The following is a 25,743-nucleotide window of genomic DNA, read 5'->3' on the forward strand; positions in this document are numbered from 1 at the left end:
TGGCCACGACGCCCCATGGCCGGTAACGGCGCGGTATGATCGAACCCCATTCCTCCGGCGGCTACATCCTGGAAGAACTCGTCGTCGGGATGGTCGCCGAAAAACGCGTCGCCATCACCGAAGAGCGCATCCAGAAGTTCGCCGAAGCCTCGGACGACTTCAATCCCGTGCACATGGACGAGGCCTTCGCGTCCAAGACCGCCTATCGCGGCCGGATCGCCCACGGCCTGTTGTCGGCCTCGTTCGGGTCCGCCCTGGTCGGCACCATCCTGCCAGGCGCGGGCGCGATCTATCTGGCCCAGACCCTGGCGTTCCACAGGCCCGTGCGCATCGGCGACGTCGTGGTCTCCCGCGTCACCATCGCCGCGATCGACGAGGTGAGCGCGCGGGTGACGCTGCGCTGCGAAGGCTTTGTCGGCGACGACCTGATCATGGACGGCGAAGCCACCGTCCGCGTTCCACGTCGCCGCCGCGCCAAGACCTGACACCCGGCGCTACTGCCGAAACATCTCGCGCGCGATGATCACCCGCATGATCTCGTTGGTGCCTTCCAGGATCTGGTGCACCCGCAGGTCGCGGACGATGCGCTCCAGCGGGTAGTCCTGCAGGTAGCCGTAACCGCCGTGCAGCTGCAAGGCGTCGTTGGCCACCTGGAAGCCGGCGTCGGTGGCGAAGCGCTTGGCCATGGCGCACAGCTTCGTCGCCTGAGGATCTCGGTTGTCGAGCGCGTGGGCGGCGCGGCGCACCATCAGCCGGGCGGCCTCCAGGTCGGTGGCCATGTCGGCCAGCTTGAACTGCAGGGCCTGGAAGTCCTTCAGCGGCTTGCCGAACTGGTTGCGGGTCTCGATATAGGCCTTGGCGGTGTCGAGGGCCAGCTGCGCCCCGCCCAGCGAGCACGAGGCGATGTTCAGCCGCCCGCCGTCCAGGCCCATCATGGCGAAGCGGAAGCCCTCGCCTTCCTGGCCGATACGGTTGGCGACCGGCACCCGGCATTCGTCGAAGTTCACCGCCGCGGTCGGTTGGCTGTTCCAGCCCATCTTGCGCTCGTTGGCCCCGAAGCTCAGGCCCGGCGTCCCCTTCTCGACCACGAAGGCCGACACGCCCTTGGCGCCGTCCACGCCGGTGCGGGCCATGACCACATAGACGTCCGAGACCCCGCCGCCCGAGATGAAGGCCTTGCCGCCGTTCAGCACGTAGTGGTCGCCGTCCAGCCGCGCGGTGGTGCGCATGTTGGCGGCGTCCGAGCCCGAGCCCGGCTCGGTCAGGCAATAGCTGGCGATCAATTCCATGGTCGTCAGGCGCGGCAGATAGCGGTTGCGCAGCTCATCCGAGCCGAACCGGTCGATCATCCACGAGGCCATGTTGTGGATGGTCAGATAGGCCGCGGTCGACACGTCGCCATAGCTCAGGGCCTCGAAGATGATCGAAGCGTCAAGGCGCGACAGGCCCGTGCCGCCGACGTCCTCCTGCACATAGATGCCGGCGAAGCCCAGCTCGGCTGCCTGGCGCAGCACGTCGACCGGGAAATGCTTCTTCTCGTCCCACTCGGCGGAATGCGGGGCAAGCTGTCCCTCGGCGAAGGCCCTGGCCGCGTCCTGAATAGCGACCTGATCGTCAGTCAGCGCGAAATCCATGCGCGATATCCTCCCGTGCGGGGCAGAGTGAACCCCTCGCCTTCTTGGCCGCTGACGTGCCGCGCGGCGCGCGCTGTGTCAATCATATCTCACTTGGCGACTTTACATGCTGCGGTGCGGCCAAAAACGTCGCGCCGCCCTTGATCCGCAACACGTCCCGTACCAAATCGCCCCCATCGGAGGCGTCGTCTTTCTGTCATGCGTAAGTTCATTGCCGTTTTCGCCGCTCTCGCGGCGCTTGCCAGCGTGTCGTCGGTTCAGGCGGCCGACCTGGGTGTTTGGACCGGCCCGAAGGACAATGTCCGGGTCGCGATCAAGAGCTGCGGGACCAGCACCTGCGGCACCGTGGTCTATGCCAGCCCCAAGGCCGAGGCCGACGCCCGCAAGAGCGGCCTGACAACTCTGGTCGGCCAGCAACTGCTGCGCAACTTCGAGCCCGACGGCAAGGGCAACATGCGCGGCAAGGTCTTCGTGCCGACCCTGAAGGTCACCCTGTCGGGCACCGCCGAGTTCATCGACGCTCGCACCATGCGCGCCAAGGGCTGCGTCCTGGGCAAGGTGCTGTGCAAGTCGCAGATCTGGACCCGCATCGACACCGTCACGGCGCGGCTGGACGACCGCGCCAGCTGACACGCCCCTGTTCGATCCGCGACAAACCGCTTGATCCGGACCCCACAAGACGCCAGCCTCAGGTTGACAGTGTTCAGTTAGGCGTCCGCAGAGACGCCGGCCTGGGTGAGGAACGCGGCGAGCTCCAAGCTTCGCCGCCTAGGGAAGGTGTGCGCCATGACGGAGACCGCCGCGCTCGAAGGCGCCTCGCGACAGTCGTCGACCGAGCATTTCGACGTGATCATCGTCGGGGCTGGAATCTCCGGAATAGGCGGAGCCTACCACCTGGCCCAGCAGCGGCCGGGGACGCGTTTCGTGGTTCTCGAGGCCATGGAGAGCTTCGGCGGCACCTGGCATAGCCACCGGTACCCGGGCATCCGCTCCGACAGCGATCTCTATACCTTCGGCTACCGGTTCAAGCCGTGGATCGGGCCGCCGATCGCCACGGGCGCCGAAATCCTGACCTATATGGGCGAGGTGATCGCCGACAACGATCTGGGCCGGCACATCCGTTACGGCCACGGAATCGTCTCGGCCCGCTGGTCCGGCGCCGACAAGCTCTGGACGCTGGAGGTCCGGCGCGAGGACGGCGAAATCGCCCGCTTCACCACCGGCTTCCTGTGGATGTGCCAGGGCTACTACCGGCAACGGCAGGGCTACACCCCCGAATGGCCCGGCATGGAGGCCTTCAAGGGCCAGATCGTCCACCCGCAGGAATGGCCCGAGAACCTCGACTACAAGGGCAAGACGGTGGTCGTCATCGGCTCCGGGGCGACCGCCGCGACCCTGGTCCCGGCCATCGCCGACGACAGCGGCCATGTGACCCTGCTGCAGCGCTCGCCGACCTTCTTCGTGCCTGGGCGCAACGAGAACGAACTGGCCAACACCCTGCGCGAGCTGGAGATCGACGAGTCGTGGATCCACGAGATCGTCCGCCGCAAGGTGCTGCTCGACCAGGCGGTGTTCACCCGCCGCGCCGTCGAGGAGCCCGAGGTCGTCACCCAGGAGCTGCTCGAAGGCGTGAAGGCCTTCCTGGGTCCCGACTTCGACATCGCGACCCATTTCACCCCGCGCTACCGGCCCTGGCGGCAGCGGATCGCCTTCGTGCCCGATGGCGACCTCTTCCAAGGCATCGCCGCGGGCAAGGCGTCGGTCGTCACCGACGAGATCGAACGCTTCACCGAAACCGGCCTGCTGTTGAAATCCGGCCGGACGCTGGACGCCGACATCATCGTCACCGCCACCGGCTTCAACCTCAACGCCCTGGGCGACATCGCCTTCAGCATCGACGACCGGCCGCTGGATTTCGCCGACACCGTCACCTATCGCGGCATGATGTTCACCGGCGTGCCCAACCTCATCTGGGTGTTCGGCTATTTCCGGGCCAGCTGGACCCTGCGGGCCGATCTGGTCGGCGACTTCGTCTGCCGGCTGCTGGCGCACATGGAGGACAAGGGCGCCAGGCAGGTCTCGGTGGCGCTGCGCCCCGAGGACAAGGACATGCCGCTTTCCGGCTGGATCGATCCGGAGAACTTCAATCCGGGCTACCTGACGCGCGGCATGCACCTGCTGCCCAAGGCGGGGAGCAAGTCCGAATGGCGACACACCCAGGACTACTGGGCCGAGAAGGACGAGATCCCGGCCATCGACCTGGACGATCCCGCCTTCGTCTATTCCTGAAGGCTGCGAGGCAAGGGCGGCGGGTGCTTAAGGGCTTCGTCACCCTTGCCTCGCGCCGCCTCCCGCGCGAAACCCTAGGCCATGACCACGCCCCCGCTCGCCCCCTACCCCGCCACCCGCCTGCGCCGCCTGCGCCAGGCCGACTGGACCCGCCGCCTGGTGCGCGAGACCACGCTGACGCCGTCCGACCTGATCTGGTCGATGGTGGTGCACGAGGGCGAGGGCGTGATCCCCGTCGCCTCGATGCCGGGCGTCGAGCGCCTGTCGGTCAAGGAGGCCGCCAAGGCCGCCGTGCGGGCCCGCGACCTGGGCATCCCGGCCATCGCCATCTTCCCGCATATCGACGGGGCCCGGAAGGACGCGTTCGGCTCGATCGCCGCCGATCCGGACGGCGTCATCCCCCGCGCCGTCAAGGCCATGAAGGACGCCGCCCCCGAGGTCGGGATCATGTGCGACGTGGCCTTGGACCCCTTCACCGACCACGGCCACGACGGCGTGGTCGAGGGCGGCCGCATCCTCAACGACCCGACCATCGAGCGGCTGATCGAACAGGGCCTGATGCAGGCGGAAGCCGGCGCCGACATCCTGGCCCCGTCCGACATGATGGACGGCCGGATCGGCAAGCTGCGCGCGGCCCTGGAGGCCGCGAACTTCCAGGACACGATGATCATGTCCTACGCCGCCAAGTACGCCTCGGCCTTCTACGGCCCGTACCGTGACGCCATCGGCTCGGCGAAACTGTCGGCCGGCCAGGGCGACAAGAAGACCTACCAGATGGACCCGGCCAACACCGAGGAGGCGATCCGCGAGGTTGCCCTCGACATCGCCGAAGGCGCCGACATGGTCATGGTCAAGCCGGGCATGCCCTATCTCGACATCCTGCGCCGCCTGGTCGAGGAATTCCGCATGCCCACCTACGCCTTCCAGGTCTCGGGCGAGTACGCGATGATCAAGGCCGCCGGGATGAACGGCTGGATCGACGAGGAACGCGCCATCCTCGAAAGCCTGACCGCCTTCAAGCGAGCCGGCGCGGCCGGGATCATCAGCTATTTCGCGCCCTGGGCGGCGGAAAAGCTGGGCGCGTGAGGTTCGGAACCCTCAGATCGATCGCCCATAACCTGGGCGACTCCATCGCTTCGGGCCTGGGTCTCCCCATAGGCCTCTACGGCTACGACGTCTTCGCCGAAGCCCGGGCCTCGGCCGAGGGCTATGTCGAGATCGATTTCATGAAGGGCGAAATGCGCGGGGCCATGCCTTCGAACGTCATGTCCGAGGCGATCCTGCGCTATCTCGACTGGCTGTCGATCCTGGCCGCCAAGCATGGTGGATCGGTCGGAGACTTCGCGGATTTGACCATCCGCTTTATCGACGCCTCGCCCTACGGCCCGCATTTCGTCGTGACGGTCGCGAGCAGCAAGGAGCGTCGGGACACCACGGTCTATCACGGCCATGGCGGCCTCACCCTGGCCAGAACCGCGGCCACCGGGACGCTCGGCTGACATGGCCAGGCCCGGGACCGCCTTCAGCCAAGGCCGGTTCTATGGCGTCTCGACCGTCGAGCGCTGCCGGCCGCCTGGGTCGCCGCCGCCACAGCCCCACCCGCCCAGGCCAGGCCCAACGCCGATTACGACTACCTGATCTGGCTGCAGACCTTCGCCGGCCACAAGGCCTGGGTGATGAGCGGCACGGGCGGCAACAAGGTCGTGGTGGTTCCCGACCTCGCGCTGGTCGCGGTGATCACCACCACCAACTTCAACGTCCGCCAGCCGCACGCCATCTCGGAGAAACTGCTGAGCGAGCATGTGCTGGCGGCGGTTCAGCCGTAGGCGTCAGTTCGGCAACTGGATCAGCGCGTCGAACGGCTTGCCCTGGCGCAGGGCCTGCAGCGGCGCGGTGTCGGCATAGACCACCTCCTCGATGATCCGGCCGTCGCGCAAGGTCAGCTTGTCGACGCCCCGCCAGGTCACGAGGTGTTCGCCGTAACGGTTGGAGCTTTCCCACTCGATCACCACCACCTCGCCGCGCGTGGTCCAGCCGACCAGGGACCAGGTCAGGTGGGGCGCGTTGACCTTGGTCAGGTCGTTCAGCATGCCGATCTCGTCGCCCCGGATCACGCGGTTGGCGAAGGGATAGTGGAGCTGGCCCTCGGGATGCCAGAGCGCGAGAAAGGCCGCGCCGTCCTTGGCCGCCCAGGCGGCGGCGAAGCGGTCCACGAAGGTTTGTTTTTCGGCGTCGGTCATGGTGTGTCTCCTGTGAGAGACTCTGGCTAAGGCATGGGCCCGACGGCGTCTGGCGCTATCCGGACCTCATCATCGACGCTGGCGACCTCGCGGTGGCGGACGCGAATCCTTTCCGTTGCTAGCCTCGCGCCCATGCCTTCGACCATCGACATCGTCACCGCCGTGATCCGCGACAACACCGGCCTCATGCTGGTGGTCCGCAAGCGCGGCACGACCCGCTTCATGAAGCCCGGCGGCAAGCGCGAGCCCGGCGAGGACGACCTGACCGCCCTGGCCCGCGAGCTGGACGAGGAACTGGGCTGCCGCCTGGTGTCGGCCACCCGGCTTGGCGACTTCGAGGCGCCGGCCGCCAACGAGCCCGGCTTCACCGTGCGGGCGGCGACCTACCTCGCGGAAGTCGAGGGCGCGATCGAAGCCCGGGCCGAGATTGACGAACTGGCCTGGATCGACCCGGCCGCGCCGGGCGCACGACCGCTGGCCCCGTTGATGCTCAAGGTTCTGGCCGCCTTGCTCGCGCTGGAACCCGATCTGGCGTAACCTCGTTCCCAGTGTTCGGCCCGAGGCCGCGTACGACGGCCCGGTTCGTTCCTCATGGAGGTTACGCATGGACGCCGACTTCAACGACACCAACAAGCCCGATCTGCTGGCCCACGAGCAGACCTACCACGGCTTCAGCATCCTCCTGCGATGGTGCATGCTGGGCCTGGCCACCGCCATCTCGACCCTGACCGTGTGGTTCGCCACCCCGGCCGGGTTCCTGGGCGGGTTGATCATCGGGATCGTGGTGTTCGCCGTCGGCTACGCCATCCTGGTGCGGCGTGAAGAGAAGCAGCCGCTCAGCCTGTGGACCGAAGGGCGGTAGAAACCGCCGCTACGACCTTACCCTCGGCAAGGCGTCCAACCACCGCGCGTAGGCTCTCTCCCGCGTGGCGACATTGAGCGCCGGCTTCAGCAGTTCCGCTTCCGGCCGCGCCCGCGCCGCCTCCTCGACCGAGCCGTAGACCCCCGCCCCGACCCCAGCGAACAGGGCCGCGCCCAGGGCGGTGGTCTCCTGGTAGCCGGCGCGGTGCACGGGGATGCCGGTCAGGTCGGCCAGGCGCTGGCTGAACCAGGCGCTCTTGGCCATGCCGCCGTCGATGCGCAGCGCGGCGTCCTCGAAGGCCGAGGGGGCGTCGGCCCGCATGGCCTCGATCAGGTCACGGCCCTGGAAGACGCAGGAGTCGTAGGTGGCCGCGGCGATCTCGGCCAGGCCGGCGTCGCGGGTCAGGCCGAAGACCGCGCCACGCGCCTCGGCGTCCCACCACGGCGCGCCAAGGCCGGTGAAGGCCGGGACCACGACCACGGCATGGTCGCCGCGCGCCGAGCGGGCCAGGGCCTCGGCCCCGCGCGGGCCGCCGGTGACGCCCAGTCCCTCGTTCAGCCACTGGATCGCCGCCCCCGCCACGAAGATCGAGCCCTCCAGCGCGTAGGTCGTGCGCCCGCCCACCCGCGCCGCCACCGTGGTCAGCAGGCGCGAGGCCGAATGCGGCCGCGTCTCGCCGGTATTGACCAGCATGAAGCCGCCGGTGCCGTAGGTGACCTTCATCTCGCCGGGTCGGATGCAGCCCTGGCCCATCAGCGCGGCCTGCTGATCGCCGGCCACGCCGCGGATCGGCAGGGGCCGGCCCAGGATGTCCGCTGTGACCTGGCCATAGTCGGCCGCGCAGTCCAGCACCGCCGGCAACAGGTTTCGCGGCACGTTCAGCAGGGCCAGCATCTCGTCCGACCAGGCCTGCTTTTCGATGTCGAACAGCAGGGTGCGCGAGGCGTTGGTGGCGTCGGTGACGTGCGCGCCCATCCCCGTCAGCCGCCAGATGACCCAGGTGTCGATGGTGCCGCACAGCAACTCGCCCGCTTCGGCCCGCCCTCGCGCGCCAGGCACATTGTCGAGAATCCAGGCGATCTTGGTGCCGGAGAAATAGGGGTCGAGCAGCAGGCCGGTCACGGCGGTGACCACGGGTTCGTGTCCGGCCGCCCTCAGGCGGTCGCAGACGTCGGCCGTGCGGCGGTCCTGCCAGACGATGGCCGGATGGATCGGCCGGCCCGTGGCCTTATCCCAGACCACCACGGTCTCGCGCTGGTTGGTGACGCCCAGGGCGACGATGTCGGCGGCGTCGCGGTCGCATTTCTCGACGGTGTCGCGCAGCACGCCCACGCAGGCGGCGTAGATTTCCTCGGCGTCGTGCTCCACCCAGCCGTCGCGCGGATAGCTCTGGCGCAGCGGCCGGCCGGCGTCGCACACCGGCTTGCCGCTGGTCTCGAACAGGATCGCCCGGGTGCTGGTCGTGCCCTGATCGAGCGCCAGGATCAGAGGTTGGCCCATGCGTCTTGCTTCTCCCGGCTGGCCTTTTCGGCGTTATTCTACCTGCGGCATCGCGACGCAAATCTTCGCGTTCCATGGATTCACCTGTTTAAGCATGTTTTCATCTGACACCGCCAAGGTCGTCTTGGTTAAGCTTTGAGCCGAGGAGTCTGGTGAGCCAGGCCGACCAGACCGCGCAGCTCCTGTCCCTGGCCCGCAGCCGCGAGCCGGCCGACCGTGAACGCCTGCTCGCCGGCATCGTCGACCTGTGCGACGCCAGCCAGGTCGAGGGCTGCCCCGCCGCGCCCGAAGTGCGGATCCTGCTGGATTCGATCTTCATGACCCTGGTGGTCGAGGCCGAGCGCGACATCCGCGCCCGCCTGGCCGAACGCCTGGCCGACGCCGCCTGGGCGCCCGCGGCCCTGATCAACATCCTGGCCCTGGACGAGATCGAGATCGCCCGCCCGATCATTGCCCGCAGCCCGGTCCTGCAGGACCACGACCTGATCCGCCTGCTGGTCCAGGCCACGCTGGAACACCAGATCGAGATCGCCCGCCGTCCAGAGCTGTCGCCCGCCGTGGTCGAGGCCATCCTGGCCAAGGACGAGTCGGCCGTGTTGACCGCCCTGGCCAGCAACCCCACCGCCCAGGTCTCGCCGGACGGCCTGCGCCGCCTGGTCGACAAGGCGCGCGACGTGGTCGCCCTGCGCTCGCCCCTGGCCCGCCACCCCAGCCTGTCCAGCGACCTGGCCGAACAGCTCTATCTGTGGGTCGGCCGCGCCCTGCGCGACGCCCTGGTCGTCCGCTTCCAGCTGGACCCCGACAAGATGGCCCAGGCCATCGAGGCTTCGCTGCGCGCCGTCCATCAGGGGTCGACCGCCATCGACACCCCCAGCCTGGAGCAGGACGAGGACCGCGAGGAGATGGAGGCGGCCCTGGTGGAGAAGCTCGACGCCGCCGGCCAACTGCGTCCCGGCTACCTGCTGCGGGTGCTGCGCGAACGACGGCTGCCGCTGTTCCTGTTCGCCCTGGCGCGCCTGGGCCAGTTCGACATCCGCCAGGTGCGGCGGGCCGTCGACAGCAACCGTCCCGAACTGCTGGCCCTGGCCTGTTCGGCCGTGGGCATCGACCGCAGCGTCTTCCCGACCATCCTGGACCATGTGCGCCAGTTGAACGGCGGCCGTCCGGGCGGCGGAGCCGAAGCCGCGCGCAAGGCCAGCGGCGCCTTCGGCCCGTTCGCGCCCGACATCGCCGCCATGGCGTTCCGCCAGGCGGTCAGCGCGGCTTAATCCCGCAAAATCCACGCTCCACCTGTGTCATCCCGGACGAAGCGAAGCGCAGATCCGGGACCGCCGGAAGCACTGAGTTCACGCGTCGGTCCCGGATCTGCGCGCTGCGCGCTTGTCCGGGATGACCACACTTCGAGGGCTTTGAACCCTTACCCAATCAGGTTTGACAAGCACGCGGCGATCCCGCCACTTGGCGAAATGTTCCAGCCCCTGCCCTTCGTGACTCGCCTGACCTTCAAGGCCAGTGACCGCCCCGAGGCGCAGGAAGCCCTCGAACGCCTGACCGCTCGCTACGGCGACGTCGGCGACGAGAACGCCCAGGTGATCGTCGCCCTGGGCGGCGACGGCTTCATGCTGGAAACCCTGCACGACACCATGGCGCGCCAGACGCCGATCTACGGCATGAACCGCGGCTCGGTCGGCTTCCTGATGAACGAGTACAGCGAAGACGACCTGCTGGGGCGGATCAACGCCGCCGAACGGGCCGTGATCCATCCGCTGGCCATGGTCGCCATCGACTCCAACCGCAAGCAGCACCGGGCCCTGGCCATCAACGAGGTGTCGCTGCTGCGCCAGACCCGGCAGACCGCCAAGCTGCGGATCAGCATCGACGGCAAGGTGCGGATGGGCGAGCTGGTCTGCGACGGCGTGCTGCTGGCCACCCCGGCCGGCTCGACGGCCTACAACCTGTCGGCCCACGGCCCGATCATCCCGATCGGCGCCCAGGTGCTGGCCCTGACCCCGATCAGCGCCTTCCGTCCCCGGCGCTGGCGTGGCGCGCTTTTGCCGCAGACGGCGCGGGTGACCTTCGAGGTCCTGGAATGCGATAAGAGGCCGGTAAGCGCCGTGGCCGACAATTTCGAGGTTCGCGACGTGGTCGAAGTTCATATCGCCGAGGACAGCAGCGCCAGCCTTTCCATGCTCTTCGACGCCGGTCGAAGCCTGGAGGAACGGGTCCTGACGGAGCAGTTCTCGGCCTAGTCGGACGGATGAATATTGGTCAGGGCAATGACCGGTGTTTGGCCAGGGTGGAAATGGGCGTCTCATCTAATGTTAACGCCTTGGATTTTACATTCTGTACCTAATGCCGATGGGAGGCGTCCGTGACCAACAAGTCCGCCGCGGAAGTGATTCAGGTGCCGAACATGCTCAAACTCAAGGTTGGCGGACGGGGCGGGATCGACATGGCGGCGATCGCCAAGGCCGAGGCCGCGCTGAAAAGCCTGTCGGGCAACTTCGCCCAGTGGCTGAACGACGAGATCGTCAAGCTGGAGGCCGCCCGCCAGGACGTCCGGGCCCATGGCCTGACCGCCGAGACGGTCGAGACCCTCTATCTGCGCGCCCATGACCTCAAGGGCCTGGGCGCCACCTACGACTTCCCGCTGATCACCCGCCTGGCCGCCTCGCTGTGCAAGCTGATCGACGACCCCGACACGCGCCTGGCGGCCCCGATGTTCCTGGTCGACGCCCATATCGACGCCATCAAGGCCTGCGTCCGCGACGACATCAGGGTCGACACCCACCCGGTCGGCAAGGTGCTGGCGGCCGAGCTGGAAGGCCGCGTGGCGGACTATCTGGCCGGCTGATCGGCCGACCTTCGAAGGTTCTGAAAAGCCCCGGCCGCGTCGGGGCTTTTTCTTTGCCTCTCGCCTCGCCGACGGCGGCCGCCCGACCATGTCGACGCTCTAGTAGACCCAGAGGCCCAGGACCGAGTCGGCGCGGGCGACCGTGCAAGATCCACCGTCCGTCGAGAAGCGGACCTTCACGTGCTGTCCGGTCGCCTTGGCGGTCAACAGCATCGAAAAGAACCGGTCCTTCGAGGCGTTGTTGGGGTCGATATAGATCTGCCCGCCTTCCTTGAAGTAGGCGAAGACCTCTCCGGTCGTTCCGGCATAAATCATGGCGACCGTGTAGTCGCATTCGGTGAACGCCCGCGCTGGCGTGCTCGCCATCAGAGCCGCTCCGCACGCCAGTCCGGCCAACCCTCGCGCGACGGATGTAAGCGCTGGGCCGTTGGCCTTTGCACGGGTCGACATCGTGATACTCACTACAGCTTGAAATTGTCTTCGACCGTGTCACCAAGTCGGGAAGCTTGTCCATTGGCAAGCCAGCGGGACGGTGAGATTCGTCGAGTGGATCAGATCCCGAACAGCCCCTTCAGGTACGGATTGAGCATCCGCCCATCCGGATCCAGCGCCGCTCGTAGCTTCAGGAAGTCCTTCCAGCGCGGATAGAGCGCGGCCAGTTGGTCGCCCGACACACTGTGCAGCTTGCCCCAGTGCGGCCGGCCGCCGTAGCGGCGGAAGATCGGCTCGATCAGGGTGTAGAGGAAGGCGAACTCGTCCTTGTAGTAGGCATGGACGGCGATCGAACCCCGGGGCTCGCCTTGAAAAGGCGACAGCCAGGCGTCGTCGGGGGCGATGCGGCGAGCCTCGATCGGGAAGAACACGTCGGGGCGGTGTTTCTCGATGGCCGCCACCACCTCGGCCAGAGCCTTCAGCTGGACCCCGGCCGGCAGGTGGAACTCCATCTCGTTGAACCGCACCGGCCGCTCGGTGGACAGCAGCTTCCAGCCCTCGTCGATCGCCTTCTCGGGCTTGGCGCCGGCCAGCAGGGCGCGGCCGGCGGCCTTGCGCAGCGGGGTCGAGAAGCCCAGCAGGTTGCGCAGCCCCTTAAGGGCGTCGAGGAAGACGGTGTCCTGGTCGGGACCGCGCGCCAGGGCCGGCTTGTCGGTCTCGTCGTGGCTGATGGCGACGGCCAGGCCCGTGAACGGCACGGCGTAGAACTCGTAGTTGCGGTGCTTGGCCCAGCGCGCCTCGGCCTGGGCCAGGGCGTCCTCGAACGGCTCGATCCAGACGTTGCGTTCGATCCGGCGGTTGGGGATCGTCTTCAGCCGCGCCTGGGTGATGACGCCCAGGCTACCCAGCGAGACCTTGGCGGCGTGGAAGATGTCGGCCTGGCGCGTTTCGTCGCAGTCGATCACCTGGCCCTGGGGCGTGACCAGGCGCAGGGCGGTGACGTCGCCGTGCAGGGCCTTCAGCCCAACGCCCGTGCCATGGGTGCCGGTGCCCAGCGCCCCGGCCAGCGACTGCTTGTTGATGTCGGGCAGGTTGGCCATGGCCCGGCCGTTCCGAGCGAGCGCGGGGCCGAGCGCGCCCAGCCGCGTGCCGGCCGCGACCACTGCCTCGTCGCCCTCCCAGGCGATGATCCCCGACAGGGCGTCCAGCGACACCAGGGTCCCGCTGGTCGGAGCCAGGGCGGTGAACGAGTGTCCCGCCCCCACCGGCCGGATCGGCGCGACGGCGGTCTTCAGGGCGGCGACCAGGTCCGCCTCGGTCTTCGGCGCGAGGCGGGCCGAGGGATAGGCGTGCTGCACACCCGACCAGTTGCGCCACAGCAGGTGGCCCTCGGCATCGGTGGTCGGCGGGGCCTGCGGTTCGGGCTTGTCGTGGGTGGCGACCGCATAGCCGCCGCCGACCACCGCCGCGCCGAGGCCAAAGCCTCCGGCCAGCAGCGCCCCGCGTCTCGAGACCTTCATGCGCTCCCCCACCCTTATGTCGCGGAGTCTTCGCGCCCCGCCATGAAGCGTATGAGAGCTTTGAAATCGTCCGGGTTGCAAGCGACGCACTGGCCGCCGGCCGGCATGGCCTGGAAACCCTGGATACTGTGGTCGAGCAGCATGGCCTCGCCCTGCTTCCAGCGCGGGTCCCAGGCCTGGCGGTCGTGGACCAGCGGAGCGCCCGTGCCGGGGATGGCGTGGCAGGCCTTGCAGGACTCGCCATAGAGCGTCGCCAGGCGTGCGTCGGCCGGCGCCAGCGTCAGGGCCTGCTCCGGCGTCGGCGCGGGCGGGACCGGTTTGGAACAGGCCGCCAGGCCCGCGACGAGGACCAGAGCGGCCAGGGAGCGCACTATTCGGCGATCCCGTTCAGGCGCTTGGCGGCGCTGACGGTGTTGGCCAGCAGCATGGCGATGGTCATTGGTCCCACCCCGCCCGGCACCGGGGTGATGGCCCCGGCCACCGCCTTGGCCTCGTCGAAGGCCACGTCGCCGACCAGGCGGGTCTTGCCGGCCGCGGCGGCCACGGGATCGCGCGACGGGAAGCGGCTGATGCCGACGTCGATCACCGTGGCGCCCGGCTTGATCCAGTCGCCCTTGACCATCTCGGCCCGGCCCACGGCCGCCACCAGGATGTCGGCTTCGCGGCAGATGGCCGGCAGGTCCTTGGAGCGCGAATGGGCGATGGTCACCGTGCAGTCGGCGGCCAGCAGCAACTGGGCCATCGGCTTGCCCATCAGGTTGGAGCGGCCGATCACCACCGCCCGCTTGCCGGTCAGGTCGCCGACCACGTCTTTCAGCAGCACCATGCAGCCGGCCGGGGTGCAGGAGGTCAGGGCCGGCAGGCCGCTGGCCAGGCGGCCGGCGTTGGTCACGGTCAGGCCGTCGACGTCCTTGTCGGGCGAGATCGCCGCGACGATCGCGGCCTGGCTGAGATGGTCGGGCACCGGGAACTGCACCAGCACGCCGTGGATCGCCGGGTCGTCGTTCAGGCGCTCGACCAGCGACAGCAGCTCGGCCTGGCTGGTGTCGGCCGGCAGGCGGTGAGTCTCGGAATGCATGCCGGCGGCAAGAGTCTGCTCGCCCTTGCTGCGCACATAGACCTGGCTGGCGGGGTCCTCGCCGACCAGCACCACGGCCAGGCCCGGCGTCAGGCCGTGCTCGGCCTTCAGCACCGCGACCTCGGCGGCGATCTTCTCGCGAAGCTGGGCCGCGAAGGCCTTGCCGTCGATGATTCTGGCTTGCGACATCGCCGTCTCCTGTTTGCGCGTGCCTAGCCCCTGGATCGACCGCACGCAATATCCGCCAACCGCCGCAGGAAGTCGCTTTGCCGTCCGCCAATCATGCTAGAGCCGAACCATGGTCTCCGCGTCCGCATCCCAACGCGCCGACGTCGTCCTGGTGGGCGGCGGACTGGCCAACAGCCTGATCGCCCTGCGGCTGAAAAGTCTGCGGCCGACGCTACGCGTGGTGATGCTGGAGCAAGGTCCGACGATCGGCGGCGAGCACACCTGGTGCCACTTCGCCACCGACGTCGACGCCGCCGTGGCTGGCTGGCTGCGACCGCTGATCGTCCATCGCTGGTCGGGCTACGAGGTGCGGTTTCCGGGCCATCGGCGCGAACTGGCCACCGACTACCTGGCCATCACCTCGCAACGCCTGCACCAGGTGGTCGGCGCCGCCCTGGGGTCCGACGCCTGGCTGGGCGCCTCGGTCACCGACGTCAATCCGCACCAGGTCACCCTGGCCGACGGCCGGATCCTGGTCGCCGGGGCGGTGATCGACGGCCGCGGCCCGCGCAAGAGCCGGAGCCTGGCCCTGGGCTACCAGAAGTTCGTTGGCCAGGGCGTGCGCCTGACCGCGCCGCACGGCCTGACCCGGCCGATCATCATGGACGCCACGGTCTCGCAGGAAGATGGCTACCGCTTCGTCTATGTCCTGCCGCTGGACCCCACGCGCCTGCTGATCGAGGACACCCGCTACAGCGACGGCCCCGCCCTCGACCGCGTCGGCCTGCGCCGGGCCATCGGCGCCTACGCCAAGGCCCAGGGCTGGACCATCGCGCAGGTCGAGCGCGAGGAGGACGGCATCCTGCCCATCGCCCTGGGCGGCGACATCGACGCCTACTGGAAGGAAGCCCGCTCGCAGGTGGCCGAGGTCGGCCTGCGCGCCGCCCTCTTCCAGCCGACCACCGGCTATTCCCTGCCCGACGCGGCCCGCATGGCCGAGGCCATCGCCGGCTTGCCCAAGATCACCAGCGCCACGGTCCGAGCTTGCGTCGAGGCGCGATCCAAGACCACCTGGCGGCGGCGGCGCTTCCTGCGGCTGCTCAATCGCATGCTGTTTCGGGCCTGCGCGCCCGACCAGCGCTACCGGGTGCTGGAGCGGTTCTACCGCCTGTCGCCCGGCCTGATCCAACGCTTCTACGCCGCCCGTCTGACCCGATGGGACAGGGTCCGGATCCTGATCGGCAAGCCGCCGGTGCCGATCTCGGCGGCCATCAAATGCATCAGCGAAAGCTCGGTGTTCGGAGGACAAGACGCATGACCAGCACGACGCCGCTCTCTCCCAAGCCCAAGGCCGCCGTGATCGGCGCCGGGTTCGGCGGCCTGGCCCTGGCCATCCGCCTGCAGTCGAACGGCTTCGACGTCACCGTGTTCGAAGGCCGCGAGAAGCCGGGCGGCCGGGCCTATGTCTGGCACGACGACGGCTTCACCTTCGACGCCGGCCCGACGGTGATCACCGATCCCGATTGCCTGAAGGAACTGTTCGAACTCTCCGGCCGCAGGATCGAGGACTATGTCGAGCTGCTGCCGGTCGATCCATTCTACCGCTTGGTCTGGGAAGACGGCGACGTCTTCGACTACGTTGACGACCAGGAAGGTCTGGATCGCCAGATCGCCGCCCGCAACCCGGCCGACGTCGAGGGCTACCGCCGCTTCCACGCCTATTCCGAGGAGCTGTACCAGAAGGGCTATGTCGAACTGGGCGCCGTGCCGTTCCTCGACTTTTCCAGCATGCTCGCCAACGCCCCGGCCCTGATGAAGCTGCAGGCCTGGCGCAGCGTCTATGACAAGGTCGCCGGCTTCGTGAAGGACGAGCACGTGCGCCAGGCGCTGTCGTTCCACAGCCTGCTGGTCGGTGGCAGCCCGTTCGCCACCTCGTCGATCTACGCCCTGATCCACGCCCTGGAGCGTCGCGGCGGCGTCTGGTTCCCGCGCGGCGGCACGCACGCCCTGGTCCGGGCGCTGGTGAAATTGTTCGAAGACCTGGGCGGCCAGATCCACCTGGGTCAGCCGATCCAGAAGATCACCACCAAGGCCGGCCGCGTCACCGGCGTGATCCGCGCCGACGGCCAGTTCGAGGCCTTCGACACCGTCGCCTCGAACGCCGACGTCATGCACACCTATCGCCATCTTCTGGCCGACGACCCACGGGGCAAGAAGGTGGGCAAGGCGCTGGAAGGCAAGCGCTGGAGCCCGTCGCTGTTCGTGGTCTATTTCGGCCTGAAGACCACCCACCCCGAGATCCGCCACCACACCATCTGCTTCGGCAACCGCTATCGCGAACTGATCGGCGAGATCTACGGCAAGGACGGCCTGGCCGACGACTTCTCGCTGTACCTGCATCACCCGAGCGCCAGCGACCCGTCGATGGCCCCGGAGGGCTGCTCGGCCTTCTACGCCCTGTCGCCGGTGCCCAACCTGGAGACCGCCAATATCGACTGGTCGGTCGAAGGGCCCAGGTACCGCGACAAGGTCCTGGCCTATCTGGAGAAGCACTACATCCCGGGCCTGACCGCCGATATGGTCACCTGCCGGTTCATCACCCCGGACGACTTCGTGACCGACCTCAACGCCTGGAAGGGCGCGGCCTTCTCGCTGGAGCCGATCCTGACCCAGAGCGCCTTCTTCCGCACCCACAACCGCGACGACGTGATCCCCAACCTCTATTTCGTCGGGGCCGGGACGCATCCGGGCGCGGGCATTCCGGGCGTGGTCGGCTCGGCCAAGGCGACGGCCGGCCTGATGATCGACGACTACGATACCGTCCCCGCATGAGCGACTTGGAAGCGCAGAGCCGCGAGGCGATCCAGAAGGGCAGCAAGAGCTTCGCCGCCGCCGCCGCCCTGTTCGACGCCGAAACGCGAGCCGACGCCGAAATGCTCTACGCTTGGTGCCGTCACTGCGACGACGTGATCGACGGCCAGACCCTGGGCCACGGCATGAGCCCGGTGGCCGACGGCCCGGCGCGGCTGGAGGCCCTCTACGCCCAGACCCGCGCCGCGATGGCAGGCGAAAGGCCCACCGACCCGGTGTTCGCCGCCTTCCAGACCGTGGCCCTGCGTCGGGGCATTCCCGAGCGCTACGCCCTGGACATGATCGATGGCTTCGCCATGGACGTGGCCGGCCGCCGCTACCAGACCCTCGACGACCTGCTGGAATACTGCTGGGGCGTGGCCGGCGTGGTCGGAACGATGATGGCCCTGGTCATGGGCGTCCGCCCGGACGACCTGCCAACCCTGCGCCGCGCCCAGGACCTGGGCCTGGGCTTCCAACTGACCAACATCGCCCGCGACATCGTCGAGGACGCCCGCAACGGCCGGGTCTACGTGCCCGGCGACTGGCTGGCCGAACGGGGCGTGCCGGAGGACGCGGTCGCCGATCCAGCCCACAGGACCGCCGTGGCGGTCCTCGCGAAGAGGCTGGTCGACGCCGCGGAGCCCTACTACGCCTCCGCCCGCTGGGGCTTGCGCGACCTGCCGGTCCGCTCGGCCTGGGCCATCGCGGCGGCGCGCGGGGTCTATCGGCAGATCGGGCTGGACGTGGTGAAGGCTGGCGACACGGCGTGGGACGAGCGCGTGGTGGTCAGCGGCCGGATGAAGGCCTGGCGGGCGCTGGAGGGTGGCGTCGTGGCGCTGCGCTCGGCGACGCTGGACCGCTGGGGCAAGGCGCCGGCGCGGCCTGATCTATGGTCGAAAATCTAGGAAACGGCGCACTTGCCCCCTCCGGGCCTGACGGCCCTCCTCCCCCATAGGGGGAAGAGCTTCGCGCTTTGGGCTCCGCCCCCTATGGGGGCGGACAGGCGACGAAGTCGCCAGGTGGGGGCAAGTCCGAAGACGCCCTAAACCCCCACGCCCCTATCCCGCAGCTTCGCCTTCAGCTCCCGCACCGGCCGGGCCAGCAGGAACCCGAACGACACCGCCCCGTCCTTCGTATGCACCGCGTGATGGATCCGGTGCGCCTGGATCAACTGCCGCCAGTACCGCGACTTGCCCAGCGGCACCTTGAACCGCTGGTGCACCATGCCGTCGTGGAACACCGCGTAGATCGCGCCATAGGCCGTGACGCCCAACCCGATCGGCAGCAGCCACGGAATCCCGTGTACGCCGAAATAGATCGCCACGATGGCCGGGGCGGCGAACACCACCGCGAACAGGTCGTTGAGCTCGAACATGCCGGTGCGCGGCTCGTGGTGCGAGCGGTGCCACACCCACAGGAAGCCGTGCATCACGTAGCGGTGCGTGAACCAGGCGAAGCCTTCCATGAAGGCCAGGGCCGCCAGGAACAGGGCCAGGTCGAGGCCGAGGATCTGCATCGTTCTCCTACCGTCGCAACCGGCGGGCCAGCACATGGGCCAGGCCCAGGCCGACCAGGCCGATGGCCGTCAGCACGCCCCAGGCCTTATACACCGCGCCGACCCCGGCGTCGCGCCAGAGGATGGCCTGATAGGCCTCGATGGCCCAGGCGTGCGGCGTGAACCAGCCCACCTGTTGCAGCCAGGGCGGCATCAGGAAGCGCGGCACCATGCTGCCGCCGACCGCCGCCAGGACCAGGATCACGAAGGTCGACAACATCTGCGCCTGGTCGCGTGTCCGACAGATCGAGACCAGGCCGAGCGCCAGCCCCGCCGCGCAGGCCGAGGCCGCCAGGGTGGTCGGCAGCCACAGGGCCGCGTGCTGGACCACCGCCACGCCGTAGACGAGCTGGGCGGTGGCGAAGATCGTCACGGCCTGGACGAGGCCCTGGGCGACCAGGAACAGGAACTTGCCGGTCACCACCGGCCCCATGCCGGCCACCCCGGCCAGCAGGCGATCGGCGACGCCGGTGCGCCGTTCCTCCATCAGGCCCAGCGCGCCCTGCATGGCCGAGAACAGGGCGAACAGGATCATCACCGCCCCGGCGTAGTAGGCGATCACCCCGCCTCCGGTCTTGACGTCCTTGACCTCCTCGCGGTCGAACAGGCTGGTGTCGGTCCTGGGCGGAGCCTTGCGCAGGGCCCGCGCCGCGGCGTCGACCCGGGCGATCTGGGCGGGCGTCAACGAACCCAGGGCCGGCGCGACCTGGTCGACCGTGCGGCGCAGGGCGACGTCGGGCAAGGCGGCCGCCAGGACCTGCTGGACCCTTGCCTGGGTCAGGGGCGCGGCCACGGCGCGGCTGGAATCGGCGACGATCAGGAATGGCTTGCCCGGCCCGGCGGGGTCGGTGCGGATCACCAGCCCGGCGTCGGCCTGTCCCGCCTTGACCTGGCGGCGCACCTCGCTGTCCGTGGACGGAGAAACGACCTCGGCGCGGATGTCGGGCGACTTGACCAGCGCCGTCGTCAATCGCGCGGAGGTCTCGGTCCTGGCCATGTCGGCCACGGCCAGCTTCAGTTGGATATTCTCGCCCGTGGTGCCGGCGAACACCGACGAGAAGATCAGAAACACCAGCGGCGGCAGCAGGAAGGTCATGATCAGCGCGCCGCGGTCGCGCCACAGCTCCAGCGCCATGACCCGCACCATGGCGACGATCATCAGCAGGCGAGCGCTCATGCCGCCTGCTTCCGCTCGGCCAGCAGGGTGAACAGGTTGGCCAGCGACGGCTCTCGCACCCGGATCTCGCTCGGCGCCAACCCCGCTTCGCGCAGACGCTTGTCCAGCCGCTCGGCGGCCGCGTAGCCGTCGGCGTCGAGCCGCGACCAGACCAGCGACCGGGGCGTGCGCTCCAGCCCCTCCTGGGCCAAGCGGGCCTCGCCGGCGGGGTCGGCCTCTGTCGTCAGGTGGACGAGGATCTCCATCCGGGCGCCGAAGGCTTCGGCGACCAGCGCCTTGGGTTCGCCTTCCAGCACCATCCGGCCCTCGCGCAGGAACCCGACCCGGTCGGCCAGAGCCCCGGCTTGCTCCAGGTCGTGGGTGGTCATCAGCACGGCGACGCCCAGGTCACGCAGGCCCCGGATCACCACGTCGACCGCCTCCCGGGCGTCGATGTCGACGCCGACGGTCGGCTCGTCGAGGATCAGCAGGGAGGGTTCATGGACGATCGCGGCGGCGATGTTGGCCCGGCGCTGATAGCCGCCCGACAGGTGCTTGATCGGCACATGGGCGCGATCGACCGTACGGGTCAGTTCCAGGGCGCGTCGCACGGCGGCGGCCACGGCCTTGCGCGGCGTGCCGGCCAGGACGGCGAAGGTCTGGAGGTTCTCGGCCACCGTCAGGTTCGGATAGAGCGCGATCTCCTGCGGGACCAGGCCCAGGCCCGCGCGGGCGGTGGGGACCCGGGCCGGGTCGCGGCCGTTCAGCAGCACCTCGCCGCTGTCGGGTCGGATGCGGCCGCAGATCGTGCGGATCAGGGTGGTCTTACCCGCCCCGTTCGGACCCAGCAGGGCATAGATCTCGCCGGGCCGCAGCGTCAGGTCGACGTCGCGCAGCACGGGCTTGCCGCCATAGGCGTGGACCGCGCCCTTTACCGTCAGAATGGGATCTGGACTCACGCCGCCGCCTTGCGCCCCGCGAACAGGCCGCCGACATAGGCGCCCAGCAGGTCGCCGCAACCGACGCCGGCCAGGGCGTTCGCGGCGCTGGCCAGGTGGCCTTCCATGGCCTGGCGAGCGCCGGCCAGGCCCAGGGTCGAGACCACCGTGGTCATGGCCGCGTCCTTGCCGACATCCTTGCCGGCCGCCTCGGCCGAACCTTGGGCGTCGATCAGGTCGTCGCGAATCTGGAAGGCCAGGCCGACGTGGCGGGCGAACAGGCCGACGGCCTCGACCGCCGTCACGGACGCCCCGGCGATCGCCGCTCCGCCCTGGGCGGCGGCGATGATCAGCACGCCGGTCTTCTCGTGGTTCAGCCGGTCCAGCGTGGCCTGGTCGCGCAGCTTCTCACGATCGAACAGGTCGCGGGCCTGGCCGGCGATCAGGCCGGAGAACCCCACCGCCTGGGCGGCGCGGGCGGTCAGGTCGGCGCGCAGGGGGCCCGGCAGGCCAGCGTCGGCGGCGATCACCGCATAGGCCTGGTTCAGCAGGCCGACGCCGGCCAGGATCGCCGTGGCCTCGTCGAAGGCCCGGTGGATGGTCGGCAGGCCCCGGCGCAGGCCGGCGTTGTCCATCGACGGCAGGTCGTCGAGGATCAGCGAGGCGGCGTGGATCATCTCGAAGGCGCAGGCCGCATCCAGGGCCGCGCCCTCCGGCGCGCCGAACTCGGCGGCGGCCAGCAGGGTGACCATCGGACGAAAACGTTTCCCCGGCGCCAGCAGAGCGTAGCGCACCGCCTCGACCAGGCGGTCCGGCGCCGAGCCGACGGGCGGCGCGAGTTCGGCCAGCCGACGGTCGACGCCGACGCGCAAGGCTTCAAATCTCTGCGGAAAAGCGGCGTGGTCGTCCATCTCGCGAGTTGCGACCGTGTTCTTCTCGCCCCGACGCGGGCCCGCTCATTTGAAGGCGCCCTCGGCGGGCGTCAACTTAAAGGTCCAGTCCTCCCCCTTGGGGGAGATGTCGGCGAAGCCGACGGTGGGGGAGGACCATCACCCCCGGCAGAACCCGAAGAACCGCTTGATGTTGGCCCGCTCGTCCGGCGAGCGGGCGTTCTGGGGGTAGACATGGTCCTCGACCTGGGCGATCGCGCCGGTCTTCTCGAAACTGGCCAGCACCGGATCGGCCAGCGGAATCTCGCCCATCGCGTCCCACCCGCCGGTCAGTTCCGAGCGCTGCAGGCGCGCCACGTAGCGCCCTTCGGCCTTGGCGGACCGGAACCGCACCGCGCCGGGGCCGGGCTTGCCCTTCTCCAGGTCGGTGACGAAGCCGACGGCCGGCGCCTGACGGCGGCAGTCGAACATGATCCCGACGATGTCGCTGTCGGGCACGCCGTAGCTCAGATGCACCTTGCCGCCGAGGCCCTCACGATAGTTCCAGACCATGTTGGCGGGCGGCGACGAGGCCGCGTCCTCGGCCCGGCCGGCGGTCAAGCCCATCGGCGCCGTGGTGGTCGAACAGGCCCCCAACACCGCCGCGCTCGCGCCCAGCAGCAGCCAAAGTCCCCAGCGCTTCATCATCCGCTCCCCTGTCAGCCCAACGCCCCTGTAGCCGCGTTCGACGCGAATGGCGACGCTTCACACCCCATGGACGATCCCGACGCGGCAAGGCAGGTTGTGCTTTCGGGGTGACGCGCTGCCTGGAGAAGCCTGATGAAGACCCCTGCCCTCGCCGCCCTCGCCCTGGTCGCCGCGCTCGGCGCCTGCGACCGCAAGCCGGCCGAGGCGCCGCAAGCCCCGGCCGCTCCGACGGCGCCCGCCGCCCCGGCTCCCGCCGCCCGCCCCCTGGCCTTCGACCAGTCCGACGACGCCGCCAAGGTCGCCCTGCGCCTGCCGGCCGAGATCGCCCGCTTCCCCGCCCTGCACGCCCTGCTCTACGACCGTGAGGTCGCGGGCCTGAAAGCCTTCGCGGCCAAGGCCCAGGCCGACCGCAAGGCGTCGGACGGATCCTACCCCTGGCGGGCCTATGGCCGGCAAAGCCAATGGTTCCTGAGCGCCGACGCCGCGCCGCTGGTGGCCTTACGCGCCCTGTGGTTCGAGGACACCGGCGGCGCCCATCCCAACCATGGCGGCTCGACCCTGCTCTGGAACACCGCCAGCAACAGCGAGATCCAGACCAAGGCCCTGTTCCGTCCCGACGCCGACATGAAGGTGCTGGACAAGGCGATCTGCGACGCGGTCGGCGCCGCCAAGTCGCACCGCGAGGGTGCCGTGCCGCTGAACGACATGTTCGCCTGTCCCAAATGGTCCGAAACCGTGCTGGTGCTGACCCCCTCGACCACGCCGGGCAAGATCGGCGGCCTGACCGCGATCATCGACCCCTACGTGGTCGGCCCCTATGCCGAGGGCGACTACGAGGTCACCGTCCCGGCCTCGACCTTCCAGGCCCTGCTGGCCCCGGCCTATGCCGGCGCCTTCGGCGGCGCGCCCAAGTCGCCGGGCAATCCGGATGGGACGCTGAGCGTGACGATGGATGTGGTGAAGTAGATTGTCTTATATTTGCAGCCAATGCGGCGTCACTCATGAGGGACTGCCGGCCTCTACTTGTCGCGCTCCCGGCCTATGGTTGGAAGCGACGGAAGAGGAGCGCGCGCGGGACTTCCGTTTGAGCGATGATTTCTGCGCGTTTCGCGAAGAGCACTTCTTCGTTCGCTGCGTGCTGAAAATCCCGATCGTCGATTCCGACAGCGAAGTATTCGAGTTCGGGGTCTGGAGCACGTTAAGCGCGGAGAATTTCTGGCGCTACGTGGAGACGTTCGACGATCAGGACCAATCGAAGCTCGGTGAAATGTTCGGCTGGTTTTCCAATCGGTTGGCGGGCTACCCCGACACACAGGGGTTGGCCTGCCACGTGGTTCCGCAGGATAACCGGCAACGACCGACTATCGTCCTGGAGCCAACGGATCACCCCCTCGCCATCCAGCAGCGGGAGGGGGTGACCTTAGACTACGTACTCCGCTACCTGCACGACAACGGCGTGCTTTAGTCAGGATGTTCCGCCTCTAGAGCGGAATATTGTCGTGCTTCTTCCAGGGGTTGGTCAGTTCCTTGCCCCGCAGGCTCTTGAGCGCCCGGACGATGCGGCGGCGGGTGCCGTGCGGCATGATCACGTCGTCGATATAGCCGCGCGAGGCGGCCACGAACGGGTTGGCGAAGCGCTCCTTGTACTCGGCCTCGCGGGCGGCCAGGGCGACCGGGTCCTTGGCCTCCTGGCGGAAGATGATCTCGACCGCGCCCTTGGCCCCCATCACCGCGATCTCGGCGGTGGGCCAGGCATAGTTGAAGTCGCCGCGCAGGTGCTTGGAGCTCATCACGTCATAGGCCCCGCCATAGGCCTTGCGGGTGATCAGGGTGATCTTCGGCACGGTGGCTTCGGCATAGGCGAACAGCAGCTTGGCGCCATGCTTGATCAGGCCGCCGTACTCCTGCTTGGTGCCGGGCATGAAGCCGGGCACATCCACCAGGGTGATGATCGGGATGTTGAAGGCGTCGCAGAACCGCACGAAGCGGGCGGCCTTGCGGCTGCTATCGATGTCCAGCACCCCGGCCAGCACCTGAGGCTGGTTGGCGACGATGCCGACGCTCTCGCCGTCCATGCGGGCGAAGCCGCAGACGATGTTCTTGGCCCACTCGCTGCTGATCTCGAAGAAGTCGGCCTCGTCGACCATCTTCAGGATCAGTTCCTTCATGTCGTAGGGCTTGCCCGGATCGCTGGGGATCAGGCTGTCGAGGCTGGGCTCCTCGCGATAGGGCTCGTCGAAGCTTTCGCGCTCGGGCGTGGTCTCGCGGTTGGACGACGGCAGGAAGTCGATCAGCCGGCGCACCTGGGTCAAGGCTTCCAGGTCGTTCTCGAACGCCCCCTCGGCCACGCCCGATTTGCTGGCGTGCACCCGGGCCCCGCCCAGTTCCTCGGCGGTGACCACCTCGTTGGTGACGGTCTTGACCACGTCCGGGCCGGTCACGAACATGTAGCTCGTGTCCTTCACCATGAAGATGAAGTCCGTCATGGCCGGCGAATAGACGTCGCCGCCGGCGCAGGGGCCCATGATCACGCTGATCTGCGGCACCACGCCCGAGGCCATGACGTTCTCGAGGAAGATGTCGGCGTATCCGGCCAGGCTGTCGACGCCCTCCTGGATGCGCGCGCCGCCGGCGTCGAACAGGCCGATGATCGGCGCGCCGATCTTCATCGCCTGGCGCTGGACCTTGACGATCTTGGCCGCGTGGGCGCCCGACAGGCTGCCGCCGAACACCGTGAAATCCTTGGAGAAGACGTAGACGACCTTGCCGTTGATCGTGCCCCAGCCGGTGACGACGCCGTCGCCGGGCACCTTCTGCTCGGCCATGCCGAACTCGACACCACGGTGCTCGACGAACATGTCGAACTCCTCGAACGAGCCCTCGTCCAGCAGCAGGTCGATGCGCTCGCGGGCGGTCAGCTTGCCCTTGGCGTGCTGGGCGGCCACGCGCTTCTCGCCACCGCCGGCCCGGGCCTGCTCGCGACGACGATCCAGTTCCTCGAGAATGTGCTGCACGCGGACGCTCCCCTGCTCTCTTACTGGGTAGAATTCCCTACCTTATGGACCGACGCCTAATGGCGCGAGCCCT

General features: G+C 68.8%; 29 protein-coding genes. 16 read left to right on the plus strand and 13 right to left on the minus strand.

Annotation, left to right across the window (positions count from 1 at the left end):
• The first annotated feature begins 35 nt into the window (after positions 1-35).
• A complete protein-coding gene (locus ASD79_RS19285; protein WP_056724607.1) occupies positions 36-485 on the plus strand; it encodes a MaoC family dehydratase in 450 nt (149 codons plus the stop codon).
• A gap of 9 nt (positions 486-494) precedes the next feature.
• Here ASD79_RS19285 and ASD79_RS19290 read toward each other — a convergent pair whose 3' ends face one another.
• Positions 495-1,634: an isobutyryl-CoA dehydrogenase gene (locus tag ASD79_RS19290; protein ID WP_056724610.1), complete on the minus strand. Its 1,140-nt coding sequence runs from the start codon at positions 1,632-1,634 to the stop codon at positions 495-497.
• A 198-nt stretch (positions 1,635-1,832) separates the two neighbouring features.
• Between ASD79_RS19290 and ASD79_RS19295 the strand changes: the two genes are divergently transcribed.
• The 5 genes from ASD79_RS19295 to ASD79_RS25215 all read left to right on the plus strand — a co-directional run bounded on the left by ASD79_RS19295 (position 1,833) and on the right by ASD79_RS25215 (position 5,749).
• On the plus strand, positions 1,833-2,264 hold the full coding sequence (locus tag ASD79_RS19295) for a DUF2147 domain-containing protein (RefSeq protein ID WP_056724612.1): 432 nt from the start codon (positions 1,833-1,835) through the stop codon (positions 2,262-2,264).
• A gap of 156 nt (positions 2,265-2,420) precedes the next feature.
• Complete coding sequence (locus ASD79_RS19300) at positions 2,421-3,923, plus strand: NAD(P)/FAD-dependent oxidoreductase (RefSeq protein ID WP_056724614.1); 1,503 nt, start codon at positions 2,421-2,423, stop codon at positions 3,921-3,923.
• A gap of 81 nt (positions 3,924-4,004) precedes the next feature.
• Positions 4,005-5,009: a porphobilinogen synthase gene (gene hemB, locus ASD79_RS19305; RefSeq protein WP_056724616.1), complete on the plus strand. Its 1,005-nt coding sequence runs from the start codon at positions 4,005-4,007 to the stop codon at positions 5,007-5,009.
• Positions 5,006-5,422 carry a hypothetical protein gene (locus ASD79_RS19310; RefSeq protein ID WP_056724618.1) on the plus strand — a complete coding sequence of 139 codons (417 nt, stop codon included), beginning with the start codon at positions 5,006-5,008 and terminating at the stop codon, positions 5,420-5,422. Before hemB ends, ASD79_RS19310 begins: the two co-directional genes overlap by 4 nt.
• A gap of 177 nt (positions 5,423-5,599) precedes the next feature.
• Entirely contained in the window at positions 5,600-5,749 is a 150-nt protein-coding gene (locus ASD79_RS25215; RefSeq protein WP_235524529.1) for a hypothetical protein, read from the plus strand.
• 3 nt (positions 5,750-5,752) lie between these two features.
• On the opposite strand, the gene ASD79_RS19315 is transcribed toward ASD79_RS25215, so the two are convergent.
• Complete coding sequence (locus tag ASD79_RS19315) at positions 5,753-6,163, minus strand: nuclear transport factor 2 family protein (RefSeq protein WP_056724620.1); 411 nt, start codon at positions 6,161-6,163, stop codon at positions 5,753-5,755.
• A gap of 132 nt (positions 6,164-6,295) precedes the next feature.
• On the opposite strand from ASD79_RS19315, the gene ASD79_RS19320 reads away from it, so the two are divergent.
• Both ASD79_RS19320 and ASD79_RS19325 read left to right on the plus strand, forming a co-directional pair.
• Complete coding sequence (locus ASD79_RS19320) at positions 6,296-6,700, plus strand: NUDIX domain-containing protein (protein WP_056724622.1); 405 nt, start codon at positions 6,296-6,298, stop codon at positions 6,698-6,700.
• Between the two features lie 67 nt (positions 6,701-6,767).
• Positions 6,768-7,025: a hypothetical protein gene (locus tag ASD79_RS19325; RefSeq protein ID WP_056724624.1), complete on the plus strand. Its 258-nt coding sequence runs from the start codon at positions 6,768-6,770 to the stop codon at positions 7,023-7,025.
• 9 nt (positions 7,026-7,034) lie between these two features.
• On the opposite strand, the gene glpK is transcribed toward ASD79_RS19325, so the two are convergent.
• Positions 7,035-8,525 (minus strand): glycerol kinase GlpK, encoded by a 1,491-nt coding sequence (gene glpK, locus ASD79_RS19330; protein ID WP_056724626.1) that lies wholly within the window; start codon positions 8,523-8,525, stop codon positions 7,035-7,037.
• 182 nt (positions 8,526-8,707) lie between these two features.
• On the opposite strand from glpK, the gene ASD79_RS19335 reads away from it, so the two are divergent.
• The 3 genes from ASD79_RS19335 to ASD79_RS19345 all read left to right on the plus strand — a co-directional run bounded on the left by ASD79_RS19335 (position 8,708) and on the right by ASD79_RS19345 (position 11,379).
• Entirely contained in the window at positions 8,708-9,793 is a 1,086-nt protein-coding gene (locus tag ASD79_RS19335) for a DUF2336 domain-containing protein (protein WP_056724792.1), read from the plus strand.
• A 198-nt stretch (positions 9,794-9,991) separates the two neighbouring features.
• On the plus strand, positions 9,992-10,774 hold the full coding sequence (locus ASD79_RS19340; protein WP_056724628.1) for an NAD kinase: 783 nt from the start codon (positions 9,992-9,994) through the stop codon (positions 10,772-10,774).
• 122 nt (positions 10,775-10,896) lie between these two features.
• Positions 10,897-11,379, plus strand: a complete 483-nt coding sequence (locus ASD79_RS19345; RefSeq protein ID WP_056724630.1) for a hypothetical protein — start codon at positions 10,897-10,899, stop codon at positions 11,377-11,379.
• A gap of 99 nt (positions 11,380-11,478) precedes the next feature.
• Here the strand turns inward: ASD79_RS19345 and ASD79_RS19350 are convergent, their stop codons facing one another.
• The 4 genes from ASD79_RS19350 to folD form a co-directional block, all read right to left on the minus strand.
• Positions 11,479-11,745: a hypothetical protein gene (locus ASD79_RS19350; protein ID WP_056724632.1), complete on the minus strand. Its 267-nt coding sequence runs from the start codon at positions 11,743-11,745 to the stop codon at positions 11,479-11,481.
• Between the two features lie 185 nt (positions 11,746-11,930).
• The gene (locus tag ASD79_RS19355) at positions 11,931-13,331 is read right to left on the minus strand and encodes a D-arabinono-1,4-lactone oxidase (RefSeq protein ID WP_056724634.1); all 1,401 of its coding nucleotides are present in this window, start codon (positions 13,329-13,331) and stop codon (positions 11,931-11,933) included.
• A gap of 14 nt (positions 13,332-13,345) precedes the next feature.
• Positions 13,346-13,702 (minus strand): cytochrome c5 family protein, encoded by a 357-nt coding sequence (locus ASD79_RS19360; RefSeq protein WP_056724636.1) that lies wholly within the window; start codon positions 13,700-13,702, stop codon positions 13,346-13,348.
• Entirely contained in the window at positions 13,702-14,598 is an 897-nt protein-coding gene (gene folD / locus ASD79_RS19365; RefSeq protein WP_056724637.1) for a bifunctional methylenetetrahydrofolate dehydrogenase/methenyltetrahydrofolate cyclohydrolase FolD, read from the minus strand. The genes ASD79_RS19360 and folD overlap by 1 nt, the downstream gene beginning before the upstream one ends.
• Positions 14,599-14,707: 109 nt before the next feature.
• On the opposite strand from folD, the gene crtY reads away from it, so the two are divergent.
• Genes crtY through ASD79_RS19380 form a run of 3 tightly spaced genes read left to right on the plus strand, consistent with a single transcriptional unit; the run spans position 14,708 to position 18,335 of the window.
• Positions 14,708-15,895 carry a lycopene beta-cyclase CrtY gene (gene crtY / locus ASD79_RS19370; protein WP_056724640.1) on the plus strand — a complete coding sequence of 396 codons (1,188 nt, stop codon included), beginning with the start codon at positions 14,708-14,710 and terminating at the stop codon, positions 15,893-15,895.
• Positions 15,892-17,409 (plus strand): phytoene desaturase, encoded by a 1,518-nt coding sequence (locus tag ASD79_RS19375; protein ID WP_056724642.1) that lies wholly within the window; start codon positions 15,892-15,894, stop codon positions 17,407-17,409. The genes crtY and ASD79_RS19375 overlap by 4 nt, the downstream gene beginning before the upstream one ends.
• The gene (locus ASD79_RS19380) at positions 17,406-18,335 is read left to right on the plus strand and encodes a phytoene/squalene synthase family protein (protein ID WP_056724644.1); all 930 of its coding nucleotides are present in this window, start codon (positions 17,406-17,408) and stop codon (positions 18,333-18,335) included. Before ASD79_RS19375 ends, ASD79_RS19380 begins: the two co-directional genes overlap by 4 nt.
• 137 nt (positions 18,336-18,472) lie before the next feature.
• On the opposite strand, the gene ASD79_RS19385 is transcribed toward ASD79_RS19380, so the two are convergent.
• From ASD79_RS19385 to ASD79_RS19405, 5 genes are all read right to left on the minus strand, one after another.
• A complete protein-coding gene (locus ASD79_RS19385; RefSeq protein WP_056724646.1) occupies positions 18,473-18,946 on the minus strand; it encodes a sterol desaturase family protein in 474 nt (157 codons plus the stop codon).
• 7 nt (positions 18,947-18,953) lie between these two features.
• Positions 18,954-20,162: an ABC transporter permease gene (locus ASD79_RS19390; protein WP_056724648.1), complete on the minus strand. Its 1,209-nt coding sequence runs from the start codon at positions 20,160-20,162 to the stop codon at positions 18,954-18,956.
• Entirely contained in the window at positions 20,159-21,100 is a 942-nt protein-coding gene (locus tag ASD79_RS19395) for an ABC transporter ATP-binding protein (RefSeq protein ID WP_056724650.1), read from the minus strand. The genes ASD79_RS19390 and ASD79_RS19395 overlap by 4 nt, the downstream gene beginning before the upstream one ends.
• Positions 21,097-21,951, minus strand: coding sequence for a polyprenyl synthetase family protein (locus tag ASD79_RS19400; RefSeq protein WP_235524531.1), 855 nt, complete (start codon positions 21,949-21,951; stop codon positions 21,097-21,099). The genes ASD79_RS19395 and ASD79_RS19400 overlap by 4 nt, the downstream gene beginning before the upstream one ends.
• A 177-nt stretch (positions 21,952-22,128) precedes the next feature.
• Entirely contained in the window at positions 22,129-22,653 is a 525-nt protein-coding gene (locus ASD79_RS19405) for a hypothetical protein (protein WP_056724654.1), read from the minus strand.
• Between the two features lie 135 nt (positions 22,654-22,788).
• Here ASD79_RS19405 and ASD79_RS19410 point away from each other — a divergent pair, with 135 nt between their 5' ends.
• Together ASD79_RS19410 and ASD79_RS19415 are read left to right on the plus strand one after the other, a co-directional pair.
• Entirely contained in the window at positions 22,789-23,622 is an 834-nt protein-coding gene (locus tag ASD79_RS19410) for an RsiV family protein (protein WP_056724656.1), read from the plus strand.
• 1 nt (position 23,623) lies between these two features.
• Positions 23,624-24,121, plus strand: a complete 498-nt coding sequence (locus tag ASD79_RS19415) for a DUF2199 domain-containing protein (RefSeq protein ID WP_082585034.1) — start codon at positions 23,624-23,626, stop codon at positions 24,119-24,121.
• A 16-nt stretch (positions 24,122-24,137) separates the two neighbouring features.
• Here ASD79_RS19415 and ASD79_RS19420 read toward each other — a convergent pair whose 3' ends face one another.
• On the minus strand, positions 24,138-25,670 hold the full coding sequence (locus tag ASD79_RS19420; RefSeq protein ID WP_056724660.1) for an acyl-CoA carboxylase subunit beta: 1,533 nt from the start codon (positions 25,668-25,670) through the stop codon (positions 24,138-24,140).
• Positions 25,671-25,743: the final 73 nt, after the last annotated feature.

The sequence above is a fragment of the Caulobacter sp. Root655 genome (assembly GCF_001427665.1).
Lineage (GTDB): Bacteria > Pseudomonadota > Alphaproteobacteria > Caulobacterales > Caulobacteraceae > Caulobacter.

Excerpts from the sequence above, each read along its gene's own strand:
- ASD79_RS19285 (WP_056724607.1), top strand. The coding sequence starts at position 36 with ATGATCGAACCCCATTCCTCCGGCGGCTACATCCTGGAAGAACTCGTC.
- ASD79_RS19290 (WP_056724610.1), bottom strand. The coding sequence starts at position 1,634 with ATGGATTTCGCGCTGACTGACGATCAGGTCGCTATTCAGGACGCGGCC.
- ASD79_RS19295 (WP_056724612.1), top strand. The coding sequence starts at position 1,833 with ATGCGTAAGTTCATTGCCGTTTTCGCCGCTCTCGCGGCGCTTGCCAGC.
- ASD79_RS19300 (WP_056724614.1), top strand. The coding sequence starts at position 2,421 with ATGACGGAGACCGCCGCGCTCGAAGGCGCCTCGCGACAGTCGTCGACC.
- hemB (WP_056724616.1), top strand. The coding sequence starts at position 4,005 with ATGACCACGCCCCCGCTCGCCCCCTACCCCGCCACCCGCCTGCGCCGC.
- ASD79_RS25215 (WP_235524529.1), top strand. The coding sequence starts at position 5,600 with ATGAGCGGCACGGGCGGCAACAAGGTCGTGGTGGTTCCCGACCTCGCG.
- ASD79_RS19315 (WP_056724620.1), bottom strand. The coding sequence starts at position 6,163 with ATGACCGACGCCGAAAAACAAACCTTCGTGGACCGCTTCGCCGCCGCC.
- ASD79_RS19320 (WP_056724622.1), top strand. The coding sequence starts at position 6,296 with ATGCCTTCGACCATCGACATCGTCACCGCCGTGATCCGCGACAACACC.
- ASD79_RS19325 (WP_056724624.1), top strand. The coding sequence starts at position 6,768 with ATGGACGCCGACTTCAACGACACCAACAAGCCCGATCTGCTGGCCCAC.
- glpK (WP_056724626.1), bottom strand. The coding sequence starts at position 8,525 with ATGGGCCAACCTCTGATCCTGGCGCTCGATCAGGGCACGACCAGCACC.
- ASD79_RS19340 (WP_056724628.1), top strand. The coding sequence starts at position 9,992 with ATGTTCCAGCCCCTGCCCTTCGTGACTCGCCTGACCTTCAAGGCCAGT.
- ASD79_RS19350 (WP_056724632.1), bottom strand. The coding sequence starts at position 11,745 with ATGGCGAGCACGCCAGCGCGGGCGTTCACCGAATGCGACTACACGGTC.
- ASD79_RS19355 (WP_056724634.1), bottom strand. The coding sequence starts at position 13,331 with ATGAAGGTCTCGAGACGCGGGGCGCTGCTGGCCGGAGGCTTTGGCCTC.
- folD (WP_056724637.1), bottom strand. The coding sequence starts at position 14,598 with ATGTCGCAAGCCAGAATCATCGACGGCAAGGCCTTCGCGGCCCAGCTT.
- crtY (WP_056724640.1), top strand. The coding sequence starts at position 14,708 with ATGGTCTCCGCGTCCGCATCCCAACGCGCCGACGTCGTCCTGGTGGGC.
- ASD79_RS19375 (WP_056724642.1), top strand. The coding sequence starts at position 15,892 with ATGACCAGCACGACGCCGCTCTCTCCCAAGCCCAAGGCCGCCGTGATC.
- ASD79_RS19380 (WP_056724644.1), top strand. The coding sequence starts at position 17,406 with ATGAGCGACTTGGAAGCGCAGAGCCGCGAGGCGATCCAGAAGGGCAGC.
- ASD79_RS19385 (WP_056724646.1), bottom strand. The coding sequence starts at position 18,946 with ATGCAGATCCTCGGCCTCGACCTGGCCCTGTTCCTGGCGGCCCTGGCC.
- ASD79_RS19390 (WP_056724648.1), bottom strand. The coding sequence starts at position 20,162 with ATGAGCGCTCGCCTGCTGATGATCGTCGCCATGGTGCGGGTCATGGCG.
- ASD79_RS19405 (WP_056724654.1), bottom strand. The coding sequence starts at position 22,653 with ATGAAGCGCTGGGGACTTTGGCTGCTGCTGGGCGCGAGCGCGGCGGTG.
- ASD79_RS19410 (WP_056724656.1), top strand. The coding sequence starts at position 22,789 with ATGAAGACCCCTGCCCTCGCCGCCCTCGCCCTGGTCGCCGCGCTCGGC.